This window comes from Muricoccus nepalensis, from assembly GCF_006438825.1.
GTDB lineage: Bacteria > Pseudomonadota > Alphaproteobacteria > Acetobacterales > Acetobacteraceae > Roseomonas > Roseomonas nepalensis.
Window position 1 is genome coordinate 46,666 of record NZ_RCZP01000005.1, and the last position, 15,267, is coordinate 61,932.

At 73.1% G+C, this 15,267-nt stretch carries 13 protein-coding genes; 7 read left to right on the top strand and 6 right to left on the bottom strand.

Translation table 11 applies throughout. From position 1 onward, the window contains the following. Positions 1-26: 26 nt before the first annotated feature. Both rpoN and hpf read left to right on the top strand, forming a co-directional pair. Positions 27-1,487 (top strand): RNA polymerase factor sigma-54, encoded by a 1,461-nt coding sequence (rpoN, locus tag EAH89_RS07755; protein ID WP_140882394.1) that lies wholly within the window; start codon positions 27-29, stop codon positions 1,485-1,487. A 74-nt stretch (positions 1,488-1,561) separates the two neighbouring features. Next, a complete protein-coding gene (gene hpf, locus EAH89_RS07760; RefSeq protein ID WP_140882234.1) occupies positions 1,562-2,179 on the top strand; it encodes a ribosome hibernation-promoting factor, HPF/YfiA family in 618 nt (205 codons plus the stop codon). 50 nt (positions 2,180-2,229) lie between these two features. Here the strand turns inward: hpf and EAH89_RS07765 are convergent, their stop codons facing one another. Both EAH89_RS07765 and EAH89_RS07770 read right to left on the bottom strand, forming a co-directional pair. Beyond that, positions 2,230-2,451 (bottom strand): DUF1150 family protein, encoded by a 222-nt coding sequence (locus EAH89_RS07765; RefSeq protein ID WP_140882235.1) that lies wholly within the window; start codon positions 2,449-2,451, stop codon positions 2,230-2,232. 95 nt (positions 2,452-2,546) lie between these two features. Further along, positions 2,547-2,984: an Hsp20 family protein gene (locus EAH89_RS07770; RefSeq protein ID WP_140882236.1), complete on the bottom strand. Its 438-nt coding sequence runs from the start codon at positions 2,982-2,984 to the stop codon at positions 2,547-2,549. 161 nt (positions 2,985-3,145) lie between these two features. Between EAH89_RS07770 and def the strand changes: the two genes are divergently transcribed. From def to truA, 3 genes are read left to right on the top strand one after another with little or no spacing between them, the layout of a single operon-like run. Then, a complete protein-coding gene (def, locus tag EAH89_RS07775) occupies positions 3,146-3,679 on the top strand; it encodes a peptide deformylase (protein WP_140882237.1) in 534 nt (177 codons plus the stop codon). A 41-nt stretch (positions 3,680-3,720) separates the two neighbouring features. After that, positions 3,721-4,635: a methionyl-tRNA formyltransferase gene (gene fmt, locus EAH89_RS07780; protein WP_140882395.1), complete on the top strand. Its 915-nt coding sequence runs from the start codon at positions 3,721-3,723 to the stop codon at positions 4,633-4,635. Between the two features lie 13 nt (positions 4,636-4,648). Continuing rightward, entirely contained in the window at positions 4,649-5,425 is a 777-nt protein-coding gene (gene truA, locus EAH89_RS07785) for a tRNA pseudouridine(38-40) synthase TruA (RefSeq protein ID WP_140882238.1), read from the top strand. A 23-nt stretch (positions 5,426-5,448) separates the two neighbouring features. Here the strand turns inward: truA and EAH89_RS33025 are convergent, their stop codons facing one another. The 4 genes from EAH89_RS33025 to EAH89_RS07805 all read right to left on the bottom strand — a co-directional run bounded on the left by EAH89_RS33025 (position 5,449) and on the right by EAH89_RS07805 (position 11,427). Beyond that, on the bottom strand, positions 5,449-7,554 hold the full coding sequence (locus EAH89_RS33025; protein WP_140882239.1) for a methyl-accepting chemotaxis protein: 2,106 nt from the start codon (positions 7,552-7,554) through the stop codon (positions 5,449-5,451). 133 nt (positions 7,555-7,687) lie between these two features. Continuing rightward, positions 7,688-8,410, bottom strand: coding sequence for a class II aldolase/adducin family protein (locus EAH89_RS07795; protein ID WP_140882240.1), 723 nt, complete (start codon positions 8,408-8,410; stop codon positions 7,688-7,690). Between the two features lie 23 nt (positions 8,411-8,433). Continuing rightward, entirely contained in the window at positions 8,434-9,873 is a 1,440-nt protein-coding gene (locus EAH89_RS07800) for an NAD-dependent succinate-semialdehyde dehydrogenase (protein WP_140882241.1), read from the bottom strand. A 15-nt stretch (positions 9,874-9,888) separates the two neighbouring features. After that, positions 9,889-11,427, bottom strand: coding sequence for an acetolactate synthase large subunit (locus EAH89_RS07805; RefSeq protein ID WP_140882242.1), 1,539 nt, complete (start codon positions 11,425-11,427; stop codon positions 9,889-9,891). A 148-nt stretch (positions 11,428-11,575) separates the two neighbouring features. Between EAH89_RS07805 and EAH89_RS07810 the strand changes: the two genes are divergently transcribed. Both EAH89_RS07810 and gabT read left to right on the top strand, forming a co-directional pair. Continuing rightward, positions 11,576-13,900, top strand: a complete 2,325-nt coding sequence (locus tag EAH89_RS07810) for a fused MFS/spermidine synthase (protein WP_140882243.1) — start codon at positions 11,576-11,578, stop codon at positions 13,898-13,900. Between the two features lie 13 nt (positions 13,901-13,913). Beyond that, a complete protein-coding gene (gene gabT, locus EAH89_RS07815; protein ID WP_140882244.1) occupies positions 13,914-15,263 on the top strand; it encodes a 4-aminobutyrate--2-oxoglutarate transaminase in 1,350 nt (449 codons plus the stop codon). Positions 15,264-15,267: the final 4 nt, after the last annotated feature.

Here is a 15,267-nt window from a genome sequence, read left to right on the forward strand (position 1 = left end):
GAGCCGCCGATGGTAAGCCGCCTATGGTGAGCCTGGGCCCGCGGCTCGACTTCCGGCAGACGCAGCAGCTGGTGATGACGCCGCAGCTGCGGCAGGCCATCAAGCTGCTGCAGTCGAGCAACCTCGAGGTCTCGGCCTTCGTCGAGGAGGAGCTCGAGCGGAACCCGATGCTCGAGCGCGAGGAGGGCAGCGCGCCTGCGGCGCCCGTTGCGGTGGAGCCCGACGCCTTCGAGGCGGCCTCCTCCTCCACCATGGCGGAGGAGGCGAACAGCCCGATCGAGGCGGACTGGTCGGCGGGCTACGAGAGCGGGGACGCGCTCTACCCGGCGTCCCGCGGGGCGCGGGCCGATTCCTGGGACGATGACGGGCGGAGCCTGGAGGAGATCGCGGGGGAGCGGCCGCGGACGCTGCGGGAGCTGCTGGCCGAGCAGGTGCGGCTGACCTTCGGCGACCCGCGGGAGCGGCTGATCGCGGGGCAGTTCATCGCGCTGATGGACGCGGCCGGGCGGCTGACGGTGCCGGACGCGTTGATCGCGGGGGCGCTGGGCTGCGCGGTGGAGCTCGTCTCGGGCGTGCGGGCGCGGATGCAGCGCTTCGACCCACCAGGGCTGTTCTGCGCGGACCTGCGGGAGTGCCTGGCGGTGCAGCTCGCGGAGCTGGACCGGCTGGACCCGGCGATGCAGGCGCTGCTCGACAACCTCGAGATGCTGGCGCGTCGGGACATGGCGGGCTTGCGGCGGGTCTGCGGCGTGGACGCCGAGGACCTCGCGGAGATGGTGGCCGAGATCCGCCGGCTGAACCCCAAGCCGGGGGCGCTGACGGACGGCGAGGTGGCGCCGCTCGTCGTGCCGGACGTGCTGATGCGCCGGGTGCCCGACGGGACCTGGCTGCTGGAGCTGAACCCGGAGACCCTGCCCCGGGTGCTGGTGAACCGGGGCTTCCACGCGACGGCCCACACGGGGACGCGTAGCAAGGAGGACCGGGCCTTCATCGCCGAGAAGCTGCAGGCGGCGAACTGGCTCGTCCGCAGCCTCGAGCAGCGGGCGAACACCATCCTGCGGGTGGCGGCCGAGATCGTGCGGCGGCAGGAGGGGTTCTTCCGCTACGGGGTCGGGCACCTGCGGCCGCTGATCCTGCGGGACGTGGCCGACGAGCTCGGGATGCACGAGAGCACGGTCTCGCGGGTGACGGCCAACAAGTACATCGCCACGCCCCGGGGCACGCTGGAGCTGAAGTACTTCTTCACCACGGCGATCGCGGGCATGCACGGGGGCGAGAGCTTCTCGGCCGAGGCCATCCGGCACCGCATCCGGGACATGGTGAACGCCGAGACGGCGGATGACGTTCTGTCGGACGACGCGATCGTGGAGCGGCTGCGGGCCGAGGGCGTGGACATCGCCCGGCGGACGGTCGCGAAGTACCGCGACGCGTTGAAGATCCCCTCTTCGGTGCAACGCAAAAGGGAGAAATCGGCGCTCGTTCTCTGATCGGGCCCCTTTAAACGCCCGGCGGATGGCCTCAGGTCAGTTCGGCTACAGGTTAACGAAAAGGGAGCCGATCCATGCAGATCACAGTCGCCGGCAAGGGCGTCGAGACCGGCGAGGCACTGAAGACTCATGTGACGGACGGGCTCGAGGCGGTCACCCGAAAGTACTTCGACCATGCCATCGACGCCCATGTGACCTTCCGCAAGGACCGGGCCTTCTTCGCTTGCGACATCAACCTGCGCGCCGGCCGCGGCCTGAACATGCGGGCGGAGGGCGAGGGCGTGGACGCCCATCGCGCCTTCGCGGACGCGGCGGCCCATATCGGCAAGCGGCTGCGGCGCTACCGGCGGCGGGTGAACGAGCACGCGCGCAGCCTGGCCGAGGAGCGGGACCCGCTGACGGAGCTCGCGCGCAGCGTGGTGCTGCGCGAGGAGGAGGAGCCCGAGGAGGGCGCCGAGGCCGCGCAGGCGGCGCCGGGCGAGGCGGTGACGCCGGAGGGCTACGCCGACGGTGCCGTGGTGGCGGAGACGCCGACCGAGATCAGCCGGCTGACGGTGCCCGAGGCGGTGATGCGGCTGGACCTGTCGCAGGAGCCGGTGCTGATGTTCCGCAACCGGGGCACGGGGGTGCTGAACGTCGTCTACCGCCGGGCCGACGGGCATGTGGGGTGGATCGACCCGCAGAAGGCCTGACCGAGGGCCTGACCAAGGGAGGGGGAGGCCCGCGGCCTCCCCCCAGCTCCTCAGTGGACGAGGACGGGCGCCATCTCGTGCTGGAGGATGGCGGCGATGGCCAGGGCCTCGTTCGGGGCGGCGCCGATGGGGGTGCCGTCGGCCGCGTGGATGGCGACCGCCTGGGTGCCGTTGACGGTCACCGGGCGGATATAGGCCATCTCCTGCGCGCCGAAGCGGGCCCAGTCGAGGGGGGTCAGGTTGCGGAGGCTGATTTCGGTGGTGGGCTGCATGATGGATCCTCTCGCCCGCAGCCGGGATGGCCTGCGGGCTGATAACGTCCGCGGCGCCCCCCGGTTCGGCGGAGCGTTGCGGACGGGGAAAGAAACTAGGCCTCGCCGTCCACGAGGGGGCGGGTCTTGCCGTTGATCTGGATGGTGCGGACCCGCACCTCCGGCTGGGGGCGTCGCAGCTCGACGTGGAGGAGGCCGTTGTCGAGCCAGGCGCCCTCGATCTCGATGCCCTCGGCGATGACGAAAGCGCGCTGGAATTGGCGCCCCGCGATGCCGCGGTGGAGGAAGATGCGGTCCTCCGCGTCCTCCTTCTGGCGGCCGCGGATCACCAGCTGGTTGTCCTCCTGGGTGATCTGGAGGTCGTCCATGGCGAACCCCGCGACGGCAAGAGTGATCCGCAGCCGGTTGGCCGCGGTTTGCTCGATGTTGTAGGGGGGATAGCCGTCCGCGGTCTTCTGCACCCGGTCGAGCATCTGCTCGAGGTGGTCGAAGCCGAGGAAGAGCGGCGATCCGAAGACCGGCGAACGGGACATGCTGCGGCGTCCTTGGGAAAGCGAGGCCACGTGGCCCGGCCCTTTCCGCGGCACCGAACCACGGGATTGATATTGTCGAAGGCGGCGGCCGTTGCAAGGCCGGGACGGGCCCGGGCGGCATTCCGCCGGGGGCGGTTCTGCCCTACATGCGGGGCGCAGCCATGACCGACGCCCCGATCCTTCCCATCCTGCTCCACCCCGCGCCGATTCTCCGCGCCAAGGCCCGCGCGGTGGCCGAGGGCGACGGGCCGCGGGTGTCCGACCTGGCGGCGCGGATGCTGTCGACGATGTACAAGGCGCCCGGGATCGGGCTGGCGGCGCCGCAGGTAGGCGAGGCGCTGCGGCTGGTGGTGCTGGACGTCGCCAAGGAGGAGGACCCGGCGCCGATGGTGCTGGTGAACCCCGAGATCGTGGCGGCGAGCACCGAGCTGGCGGTGCGGGAGGAGGGGTGCCTCTCCCTGCCCGGGCAGTACGCCGACGTGGAGCGGCCGGCGCGGGTGAAGGTCCGCTACCGGGCGCTGGACGGGTCGCGCCAGGAGATCGAGGCGGAGGACCTGCTGGCGACCTGCCTGCAGCACGAGATCGACCACCTCGACGGGGTGATGTTCACCGACCACCTGAGCATCCTTAAGCGGAACATGCTCATCAAGAAGTTCCTCAAGGAGCAGAAGCTGAAGTCGCGGGAGGCGATGTGACCCCTCCGGGCCAGGCGAGAGGCGGGCCGGGGGGCGGGCGGCTGCGGCTGGCTTTCATGGGCAGCCCGGCCTTCTCGGTGCCGGCGCTGCGGGCGCTGGTGGCGGCGGGGCACGAGGTGGCCTGCGTCTACGCCCAGCCGCCGCGGCCGGCGGGGCGCGGGCAGCGGGAGACCCCCTGCCCCGTCCACCAGGCGGCGGTCGAGATGGGGCTGCCGGTGCGGACGCCGGCGCGGGTGCGGCGCGAGGCGGCGGAGCACGAGGCCTTTGCGGCGCTCCTGCTCGACGCGGCGGTGGTGGTCGCCTACGGGCTGATCCTGCCGCGGCCGATGCTGGAGGCGCCGCGGATGGGCTGCCTGAACATCCACGCGAGCCTGCTGCCGCGCTGGCGCGGGGCGGCGCCGATCCAGGCGGCGGTGCTGGCGGGGGACGCGGAGACCGGCATCACCATCATGCGGATGGACGAGGGGCTGGACACCGGCCCCATGCTGCTGCGGGAGGCGACGCCGGTCGGGCCGCGGGAGACGGCGGCGGGCGTGCACGACCGGCTCTCCGAGATGGGCGCGCGGCTGGTGCTGCGGGCGCTGGCGGAGCGGCCGCCCGAGACCCCGCAGCCGGCGGAGGGCGCGACCTACGCGCCGAAGCTCGGGAAGGAAGACGGGCGGCTGGACTGGGCCGAGCCGGCGGCGGCGCTGGACCGGCGGGTGCGCGCCATGACGCCCTGGCCGGGCGCCTTCACGGCGCTGGGGGGCGAGGTGCTCCGCGTTCTCTCGGCCGAGCCGGCGGAGGGCCTGGCCGGGCGGGCGCCGGGGACGGTGCTGGACGAGGGACTGCTGGTCGCCTGCGGCGGGGGGACGGCGCTGCGCCTGACCCGCGTGCAGAAGGCCGGGCGGGCGGCGATGGAGGCGGGCGCCTTCCTGCGCGGGCACGCGGTGCCGGCCGGCACGGTGCTGGGCTAGGGGCCGGGCCGGGATGCCGCGCTACGCGCTGCTGGTGGAGTATGACGGCGCGGGCTTCGTCGGCTGGCAGCGGCAGGCGGAGGGCGTCTCGGTGCAGGGCGTGCTGGAGGCGGCGGGGGCCTTCCTCAACGGCGGGGTGCCACCGGAGGTCGCGGCCGCCGGACGGACGGATTCCGGGGTCCACGCGGAGGGGCAGGTCGCGGGGATGGATCTTCTCGCGGACCTGCCGGAGGAGCGGGTGCGGGAGGCGCTGAACGCGCGGACGCGGCCGCACCGGGTCTCGGTGCTCGCGGTGGCGCGGCCGGGCGGGGAGTGGAGCGCGCGCTTCTCGGCGGTGCACCGGAGCTACCGCTACCGCATCCTGAACCGGCGGGCGCGGCCGGCGCTGGAGGTGGGGCGGGTGTGGCACGTGCCGGCGCCGCTGGACGCGGCGGCGATGCACGAGGCGGCGCAGGGGCTGCTCGGGCACCACGACTTCTCGGCCTTCCGGGCGGCGACCTGCCAGGCGCGCCACGCGATGCGGACCCTGGACCGGCTCGACGTCTCGCGGGAGGGCGAGGAGATCGTGCTGCGGGTGGCGGCGCGGTCATTCCTCCACCACCAGGTGCGGAACCTGGTGGGGACGCTGGCGAAGGTGGGCTGGGGGCAGCGGCCAGTCTCCTGGCCCCACGCGGTGCTGGAGGGGCGGGACCGGACGCGAGCGGGGCAGACGGCGCCGGCGGAGGGGCTCTGCTTCACCGCCGTGCGCTACGACCCGCCGCTGGAATGGCCGTCCGGGCGGGGGGACTAGGCCCCCGCCCGGACCGCGGGCGGCTACATCGAGGCGATCAGGCGCTCGATCCGGGACCGGGTCTCGCCGACGAGGTGCGTGATGTCCTGCGTCGACTTCGCCGAGTTCTGGGCGAGGCTCTTCACCTCGCTCGCGACCACCGCGAAGCCGCGGCCCGCCTCCCCCGCCCGCGCCGCCTCGATGGTGGCGTTCAGCGCGAGGAGGCTGGTCTGGCCGGAGATGGTCGAGATGGTCTGGGCGAACTGGCCGATGCTGTCGAGCACGACGGACATGACCTGCTCGGTCTCCTGCACGGCGCGGCGGCGCGAGGAGACGTCGATCGCGTACATCACCGTGCCGCGCAGCCCTCCCTCGACGTCGCGCAGCGGCTGGAGGGTGCCGGACAGGAAGACGGGGGCCGCGCCCTCGCGCTCGATCCGGACGTCGCGGCGCGACACCTCCATGCTGCTCAGCTCGGCGGCGGTCACGCCCGGCAGGAGGCGCGCGTGGGAGAGGACCGCGGGGTCGCCCAGCTCCGCCAGGGAGGCGATGCCGAGCGACTCGAGGCCGGCCTGGTTGACCTTCGCGATCGCGCCCTCGGCGTCCCACTCGACGACGATGTTCGAGCCCTCGATCGCGTCCAGCCGGGCCTCGGCGTCGACGGCGTTGAGCTTCGTCTCGGTGATGTTGGCCTGCACGGAGACGTAGCGCTCCACCTCGCCGGCCGCGTTGCGCACGGGGTTGATCGAGAGGGAGACCCAGTAGGGGTCGCGCGCCTTCGTGTAGTTGAGGATCTCCTCGTAGAAGGCCTGCTTCTGGCGGATCTTCTCGCGGATGCGCTGCACCGTGGCCTGGTCGGTGCCCGGGCCCTGCACAAGCTCGCCCGGCTTGCGGCCGAGGGCCTCCTGCATGGTGTAGCCGGTCAGGCGGGTGAAGCCGGGGTTGACGTACTCGATCCGGCCGCGCGCGTCGGCGATGATGACGCTGTTGTCGGTCTCGTTGGCGACGAGCGAGAGGAGGGAGATGAGGCGGCGCTGCTTCACCTCCTCGGTGATGTTGGTGGCGTATTTCACGACCTTCATCAGCCGCCCGTCCGCGTCGTTCACGGGGTGGTAGGTGGCCTGGAGCCAGACCGCCCGGCCTTCCTTGCCGACGCGCTGCATCTCGCCGGCCTGGACCTCGCCGTTGCGCAGGCGCTCCCAGAAGCGCGCGTATTCGGGCGAGCTCCGCTCCGGCTCCGGGACGAAGATGGCGTGCGGCTGCCCCTGGACCTCGTCGAGGGTGTAGCCCATGACGCGGAGGAAGTTCTCGTTGGCCGTCATGACCTTCGAGGAGGGGTCGAACTCGATCAGCGCCTGCACGCGGTTGAGGGCGGCGATCTTGCTCTCGGCGTCGGCGGCGCGCTGCTTCTCGGCGGTGATGTCGGTCGCGAACTTGACGACCTTCGTCACCTGCCCGCGCTCGTCGAAGATCGGGTTGTAGGAGCCCTCGATCCAGACGGTGTCGCCAGTCTTGGTGAAGCGCCGGAAGCTCGCGGCCTGGTACTCGCCGGCGAGCAGTCGCTCCCAGAAGCGGGCATAGGCGGGGCTGGCCCTCTCGGCGGGGTCGACGAAGACGCCGTGGTGCAGGCCGCGGATCTCCTCGATCTTGTAGCCCATGAGCTGGAGGAAGTTCTCGTTGGCGTCGAGGACCTTGCCCTCGGTCGTGAACTCCACGATCGCCTGCGAGCGGCCGATGGCGCGCATCTGGGCGGCGTAGTCGAGGTTGAGCAGGCGCTCCTTCGCGTCGGACCACTCGACGACGAAGCCGATGCGGCGGCCGAGCCGCGTGAGCGGGCTGACCAGGAGGTCGAACTTGCGCGAGCCGACCTGGATGGTGGCCGCGTGCGGCTTGGCGAGCGCGGCCAGCATCTTGCGCTGGTGCGCCGGCTTCTTGTGGAAGATGTCGATGTTGCTGCCGATGAGGCGGTCGACGCTGAAGTTCGGCATCTCCCGCTTCAGCTCGGCCTCGGCCTCCTGCATCAGCCGGATGACCGAGGGGTTCATGTAGACGATGCGCAAGTTGGCATCGGCGATCATGACGTTCGCGCGGACAGCCTCCATCGCCGCCCACCGCCGCGAGCCGAAGCACCGGTCCAGCCACCGCATCATCCAGCCATCCTCCAGAAATTGTGTCGTCGCGAGGCACAATCTTCCGAGAACGGGATGAACGGGAGATTACCGGCGCGGCCCGAGGTTTCCGGGCCGTTTCGTCGCGCGGTCCCGGGCCGGGGCGGGGCGGCGCCTAGAGGCCGGCGAAGCCCGCGCGGGCGCGGCGGTACTCCCAGGATCGGGAGAGCGGGCGCTCGCCCATCTGCATCTTCGCGGTGAGCGCGATCTCGCCGGGGGAGAGGTACTGGACCTCGCCCATGGCCTCGGCGGCGGCCTGGACCTCGGCGTTGTCGCGCAGCGTGACGGCGACGAAGGTGACGGCGGCGAGGCCGGCCTCCGCGTTGGTGGCGCCGTGGCCGCGCAGCAGCAGGCTGTTGCCCCCGCCCATCGCGCGGGCGTGGCTGTCGGCGACGGCGCCGTCGGCGATGATCATGGCGGTGTCGCCGAACTCGGGCACGCTGTCCCAGACGGGCACGGCCTCGCCCAGCACGGCCGCGAGGTGGAAGACGGGGCGGAGCGGGCGCTTCGTGACGGTGAAGGGGAGCACGGCGCGGGCGTGGTGGTGGACGATGGCCCGCACGTCCGGGCGCGCGGCGTAGAGGCGGGCGTGGACGATGGTCTCGAGGTAGGGGCGGCGCTGGCCGGGGTCCTCCGGCCGCCCGTCGAGGTCGAAGCGGAGGAGGTCGGCGCGGGAGACGAGCTCGGGGCTGCGGGAGGCGCTGAGCCAGAAGCGGGAGGGGTCGTGCGGGTCGCGCGCGGAGACGTGCCCGAAGTCGTCGAGCACGCCCTCGTGCGCGAGGATGCGGTTGGCGATGACGAGGTCCGCGAGGAGGGCGTCCAGCGTGCGGTCCGTCATCGCCCTCCCCTCCCCTTGCCGGCTCAGAGGCCCGTCTGGGTCACGAACTTCGTGACGAGGTAGGGCTCGATGGCCTCGGAGCCGCCCTCGGAGCCGTAGCCGCTGTCCTTCACGCCGCCGAAGGGAACCTCGGGGAGGGCGAGGCCGAGGTGGTTGATGGTCATCATGCCGGTCTCGACGCGGGCGCCGAGGGCCTGTGCGGTGCCGGCCGAGCCCGTGAAGGCGTAGGAGGCGAGGCCGAAGGGCAGGCGGTTGGCCTCCTCCACGACCTCGTCGAGGTCGGAGAAGCGGTTGACGAGGGCGAGCGGCCCGAAGGGCTCCTCGTTCATCGCGCGGGCGTCGCGGGGCAGGTCGGAGATGACGGTGGGCTCGTAGAAGTAGCCCTTGTTGCCGATGCGCTTGCCGCCGGTCTGCAGCTTGCCCCCGCGGGTGACGGCGTCCTGCACGAGGGCCTCGATGGCGGGGATGCGGCGCTCGTTGGCGAGCGGGCCCATGGCGACGCCGGCCTCGGTGCCGGGGCCGACCTTGATGGCCTTCGCGGCGGTCGTGAAGGTCTCGAGGAACTCGTCGAAGGAGCGCTCCTGGATGAGGAAGCGGGTGGGGGAGACGCAGACCTGGCCGGCGTTGCGGAACTTCGCGGCGGCGAGGGTCCTGGCGGCCTTCCCCACGTCGGCGTCGTTGAAGACGATGGCCGGCGCGTGGCCGCCGAGCTCCATGGTCGCGCGCTTCATGTGCTGGCCGGCGAGGCCCGCGAGCATCTTGCCCACGGGGGTGGAGCCGGTGAAGGTGATCTTGCGGATCACCGGGTGCGGGATGAGGTAGGCGGAGATCTCCGCGGGGATGCCGTAGACGAGCTGGACGACGCCGTTCGGCACGCCGGCGTCGATGAAGGCGCGGATGAGCTCGGCCGGGGAGGCCGGGGTTTCCTCGGGCGCCTTGACGATGATGGAGCAGCCCGTCGCGAGCGCCGCCGAGAGCTTGCGGACGACCTGGTTGATCGGGAAGTTCCAGGGCGTGAAGGCGGCGACGGGGCCGACGGGCTCGCGCAGCGAGAGCTGGTAGACGCCCTCGGCGCGGGCGGGGATGACGCGGCCGTAGGCGCGGCGGCCCTCTTCCGCGAACCAGTCGATCACGTCCGCGCCGGCGAGGACCTCCATCTTCGCCTCGGGCAGCGGCTTGCCCTGCTCGGCGGTCATCATCGTGGCGATGGCATCGGCGCGGGAGCGGAGGAGGTCGGCGGCCTTGCGCATGAGCTTGGAGCGCTCGTAGGGCGAGACCTTGCGCCAGGTGGCGAAGCCGCGCTCGGCGGCGGCGAGGGCCTCGTCGAGGTCGGGGATCTCGGCGTGGGCGACGGTGCCGATGACCTCCTCGGTCGCGGGGTTGATGATCTCGAGGGTCTTGCCGGAGCGGGCGTCGCGCCACTGGCCGTCGATGTGGAGCTGGACCTTGGGGTAAGCGGTCATGGCGGGCGTCTCCGTCTAGATGACGAGTTCGATGAGGAAGGGGCCGTTGCGCGACGTGCTCTGGGCGAGGAGGTCGGCGCAGGCCTCGAGGGTGGTGGCGCGGGCGGCTTCGACGCCCATGCCGTTCGCGATCTTCACCCAGTCGAGGTCGGGGTTGCCGAGGTCGAGCATGTTCATGGCGGTGGGGCCGGGGTTGGCGCCCACCCCCGCGTACTCCCCGATGAGGATCTGGTACTTGCGGTTGGAGAGGATGATCGTCGTGACCGGCAGCCTCTCCCGCGCCTGGGTCCAGAGGGACTGGACCGTGTACATGGCGGAGCCGTCGGCCTGGAGGTTGATGACGCGGCGGCCCTGGCCGGCGATGGCGGCGCCGGTGGCCAGGGGCATGCCGTCGCCGATCGCGCCGCCCGTCAGGTGGAGCCAGTCATGCGCGGGGGCGGCGTGGGTCTCGGCGTAGAAGCCGCGGCCGAAGGAGACGCTCTCGTCGGCGACGATGGCGCCCTCGGGCATGAGGGCGGCGACGGTGCGGGCCAGGCCCTCGGGGGTGGGGGCGCCGCGGCCGGGCTCGGGGCGCGGGCCGGGGTCGGGGATGGCGGCGTCGGGGGCGCCGAGCTCGTCGACGAGGGCCTGGAGGGCGGCGACGGCGTCGCCCTCGAAGCGGGTGAGGACGTGGACCTCGGCGTCCGGCGAGTAGTGGCGGGAGGGCTTGTCGGGGTAGGCGAAGAAGCCGACCGGGGCCTTCGCGTTCACCAGGATGATGTGCTCGAAGCCCGCCAGTGCCTTGATGGCGACGTCGGCGACGTAGGGGACGCGCTCGAGCGGCATCCGCCCCCGGCCGCGGGCGACGCGGGCGTTGGAGCCCTCCGCCAGGACCTTGGCGCCGGTGGCCCGGAGGATGCGGTTGGCCAGGCGCTGGCCTTCCTCCCGCAGGGCGGGGCCGCCGAGGAGGAGGAGGACGTTCCGCCCCTCCCGCAGGACGCGGGCGGCGGTGCGGACGGCGTGGGGGTCGGGGGCCGTGGCCGGGGGGACGGGGAGCGGGTCCGCGGGGAGGCCGCCCTCGTCCCAGGAGGCGTCGGAGGGGAGGACGAGGGTCGCGATGCCGCCCGGCGCCGTGCGGGCGGCCTGGACGGCGATGGCGGCGTCCCGGCCCACGTCCTCGGCGCGGGTGCTCGTGCGGACCCAGGCGGAGACGGGGCGGGCCCAGCCCTCGGTGTCGGCGGTGAGCGGCGCGTCGAAGGGGCGGTGGTAGGTGGCCTGGTCGCCGACGACGTTGACGATGCCGCTGCGGGCGCGGCGGGCGTTGTGGAGGTTGGCAAGGCCGTTCGCGAGGCCCGGCCCGCAGTGCAGGAGGGTGCAGGCGGGCTTCTCCGCGATCCGGAAGTAGCCGTCGGCCATGCCGGTGACGACGTTCTCCTGCAGGCCGAGGACGCAGCGCATGCCCGGGACCTGGTCGAGGGCGGCGACGAAGTGCATCTCGCTGGTGCCGGGGTTGGAGAAGCAGGTGTCCACGCCGGACTTGAGAAGCGTGTGGACGAGGCTGTGGGCACCATTCACGAGACGCGGACTCCCTCTTTGAAGGGGGCGCAAGTTGCGCGCGGCGGGCGGCGCCGGCAAGGGCGGGGGGCGCGCGCTTCACAGGCGCCGCCGATCCCGGAATAATCCCCGGAAGGGCCGGAAAGGCCGCGGGGGGGTGGGAAACGGCATGGCGCGTCTTTCGGTGGCCTTCTTTCTTTCCGGCTTCGGGGCGCTGCTGTGCCAGATCGTCTGGCAACGGATGCTGGGGATCTTCGCGGGGTCGGACAGCGTCTCGGCGGCGCTGGTGGTCGGCGCCTTCCTCTCGGGGCTGGGCCTCGGCTCGATCGCCGGGGCGCGGCTGGCGGACCGCCTCTCCCCGGCGCGGGCGCTGCTCGGCTTCGCCGTCGCGGAGCTCGGGGTGGGCGGCTTCGCGCTGCTGTCCAAGGCCTTTCTGTACGATTTCCTGGCGACGGACCTGGCGGGGGTCGTGGACAGCCCGGCGGCGATCTTCGCGCTCTGCTTCGCCGGGCTCGTGCTGCCGACGACGCTGATGGGGGCCTCCCTGCCGCTGCTGGCGCGGGCCGTGGCGACCTCGCTCGACACGGTGGCGGAGCGGGTGGGGCGGCTCTACGGCCTCAACACCCTCGGCGCGGGGATGGGGGCGCTGCTGGGCGGCTGGTTCCTCGCGGGGAACCTCGGCTTCGTGGGCGCCCTGGTGCTGGCGGCGGGGCTGAACCTGACGGCGGCCGGGCTGGCGCTGACCCTGTGGTCCTCGGCGCGGCGCGGCGCGGCGCCGGCCCCCGTGGCGGAGGCGGCCGGCCCGGCGGGGTCGCCCTTCGGGGGGCTGCCGCTGTGGTGCGCGCTCGTCTTCCTGTCGGGCTACGTGATCGTCGCGCTGGAGATCGTCTGGGTGCGGCTGCTCGGCCAGGTCGGGCAGTACCACGCCTATCTCTTCCCGACGGTGCTCGGGATCTTCCTCCTGGCGGACGGGCTGGGGATGGAGGTGGCGTCGCGGCTGCTGCGGCGGGTGCGGGACCCGCGGCCGGCCTTCTTCGCGGCGCAGGCGGGCGGCTTCGCCCTGGCCGCGGCGCTGATCCTCGCCCTGTGGTGGGCCCTGCCCCACTGGCCGCTGGATACCGTGCTGGGCGCGGACCGCGCGCGGCTGCACGGGGCGGGGCTGGCGACGACGATGGCGCTCGCCGTGCTGGTGGTGGCCCCTCCCTCCTTCCTGATCGGGATGACCTTTCCCTTCGTGCAGCGCGCGGTGCAGCGGGACCTGGCGAGCGTGGGCGCGCGGGTGGGCTGGGTGCAGCTCGCGAACATCCTCGGCAACGCGGCGGGGTCGGTGGGGACGGGGCTGGTGTCCTTCCACTTCCTGGGCACGGCGGGGACGCTGCACCTGCTGGGCGGGCTGTCGGTCCTGCTGGCGGGGCTGTGGTGGTGGAGCCTGCGGGGGCCGGGGCGGGCGGGGGCGCTCGCGCTGGGCGGGGCCTGCGCCGCGCTGACGCTCGCCATTCCCGGCAACGCGGCCTTCTGGTCCCGCCTGCACGCGGAGCGCGAGGGGCAGGCGGTGTCCTGGGCGGAGGACCGGTCCGGCATCGCCTTCTTCCGGGACGACGGGGCGGCGGGCGAGGGGCCGGACGGGCCCTTCTTCATTCAGGGCTTCAGCCAGGGGCGGCTTCCCTTCCTGCCGATCCACCAGTTCCTGGGCGCGGTCGGGCCGCTGCTCCATCCCGACCCGCGGCGGGTGATGGTGGTGGGGGTGGGCTCGGGCGGCACGCCCTGGGCGGCGGGGGTGCGCGAGGAGACGCGGGACATCCGCGCGGTGGAGCTTGTCGGGCCGGTGCTGCCGGCGCTGCGCGGCATCGCCCGGCGGCACCCGGAGGGCCCCGTGGCGGCGCTGCTGGCCGATCCCCGCTATGCCCTCGAGTACGGGGACGGGCGGCGGGCGCTCGCGCGCGGGGAGACGCGCTGGGACGTGATCCAGGCCGACGCCATCCTGCCGGAGGGGTCGCATTCCGGGCTGCTCTACTCCGCGGAGTTCCTGGCGACGGTGCGGCGGCGGCTCGCGCCGGGGGGGCTCTACGTGCAGTGGGCGCCCACGGTGCGGACGGTGGAGACCTTCGTGGCGAGCTTCCCCCACGTGATCCTCCTCATGCCCGGAAGCGTGCTGGTGGGCAGCGACGCGCCGATCCCCTGGGACAGCGAGAGGCTGGCGGCGCGCTTCGCCGAGCCGGGGGTGCGGGCGCGGCTGCTGCGCGGCAACGCGGGGGCCGGCGACTACGCGGGGATGTTCCGGGACGCGCCGCTCGTCTGGGGTCCTGGCGCGCCGCGCGGCGAGGCGCCGCTGACGGACGTGTTCCCGCGCGACGAGTTCTACCTCAACAATCCCATCCTCGGCGCCGACGTGCTGGCGCGGCAAATGCGCGAGGCGGCCTTGGCGCGCGCCGCGTGGAGCCGGGCGGAGCCTTGCCCCGGCGGGCCGTCGGGCGCAGTTTCAGCGACCTGTTAGGGAGATTTCCGGCATGGGCACCACGATCACCGGCGAGGCCACGGCGTCGATCGAGGAGGGGCTGCGCAACGCGACGCTCCAGGCGCGGAAGGAGGCCGCGGTCCCGCGGGGGCTCGCGACCTCCCTCCCCGTCTTCGCCGCCAAGGCCGAGGGGTCGGAGATCACGGATGTCGAGGGCAAGCGCTACATCGACTTCGGCAGCGGGATCGCGGTGCTCAACACCGGGCACCTGCACCCCAAGGTGAAGGCCGCCGTGCAGGCGCAGCTCGAGAACTTCTCCCACACCTGCATCCAGGTGACGCCCTACGAGAGCTACGTGCGGCTGGCCGAGCGGCTGAACGCCATCGCGCCGGTGCGGGGTCCGGCGAAGACCATCTTCCTGACGACGGGCGCCGAGGCCGTGGAGAACGCGGTGAAGATCGCCCGCGCCCACACGGGGCGCCCGGGCGTGATCGCCTTCTCCGGCGCCTTCCACGGGCGGACGCTGCTGGGCATGGCGCTGACGGGCAAGGTGGTGCCCTACAAGGTGGGCTTCGGCCCGATGCCGGCCGACATCTACCACCTGCCCTTCCCCGTGGCCTACCACGGCAAGGAGGTCGCGGCGACGCTCGAGGCCATCGAGACGCTGTTCAAGGCGGACATCGATCCCGCGCGGATCGCGGCCGTCATCATCGAGCCCGTGCAGGGCGAGGGCGGCTTCTACCAGGCGCAGCCGGAGCTGATGCAGGGGCTGCGGGCGATCTGCGACAAGTACGGCATGCTGCTCATCGCCGACGAGGTGCAGACCGGCTTCGCGCGCACCGGGAAGATGTTCGCGATGGAGCACACGGGGGTGAAGGCGGACCTCGTGACCATGGCGAAGTCGCTCGCGGGCGGCTTCCCGCTCTCGGCGGTGACGGGCACGGCCTCGATCATGGACAGCCCGCACCCGGGCGGGCTCGGCGGCACCTATGGCGGCTCGCCGCTCGGCTGCGCGGCGGGGAACGCGGTGCTCGACGTGATCGAGGAGGAGGACCTCTGCGGGCGGGCCGAGCGGATCGGCGAGCTGCTGGTCGCGCGCATCCGGGAGCTGCAGGCGAGCAACTCGCTGCGGGGCGTGATCGGCGACATCCGCGCGGTGGGCGCGATGGTCGCGATGGAGCTGGTGGCGGGCGGCGACGCCGACCGGCCGGACCCGGACCTGACGCGGGCGCTGGTGGCGCGGGCGGCCGAGAAGGGCCTCGTGCTGCTCTCCTGCGGGGTGCGCGGGAACGTCATCCGCTTCCTCTGCCCGCTGACGACCTCGGACGCCCTGGTGAACGAGGGGATGGACATGCTGGGCGAGGCGCTGCGCGAGTGCGTGGCGGAGCGCGCCGGCGCCTAGGGGC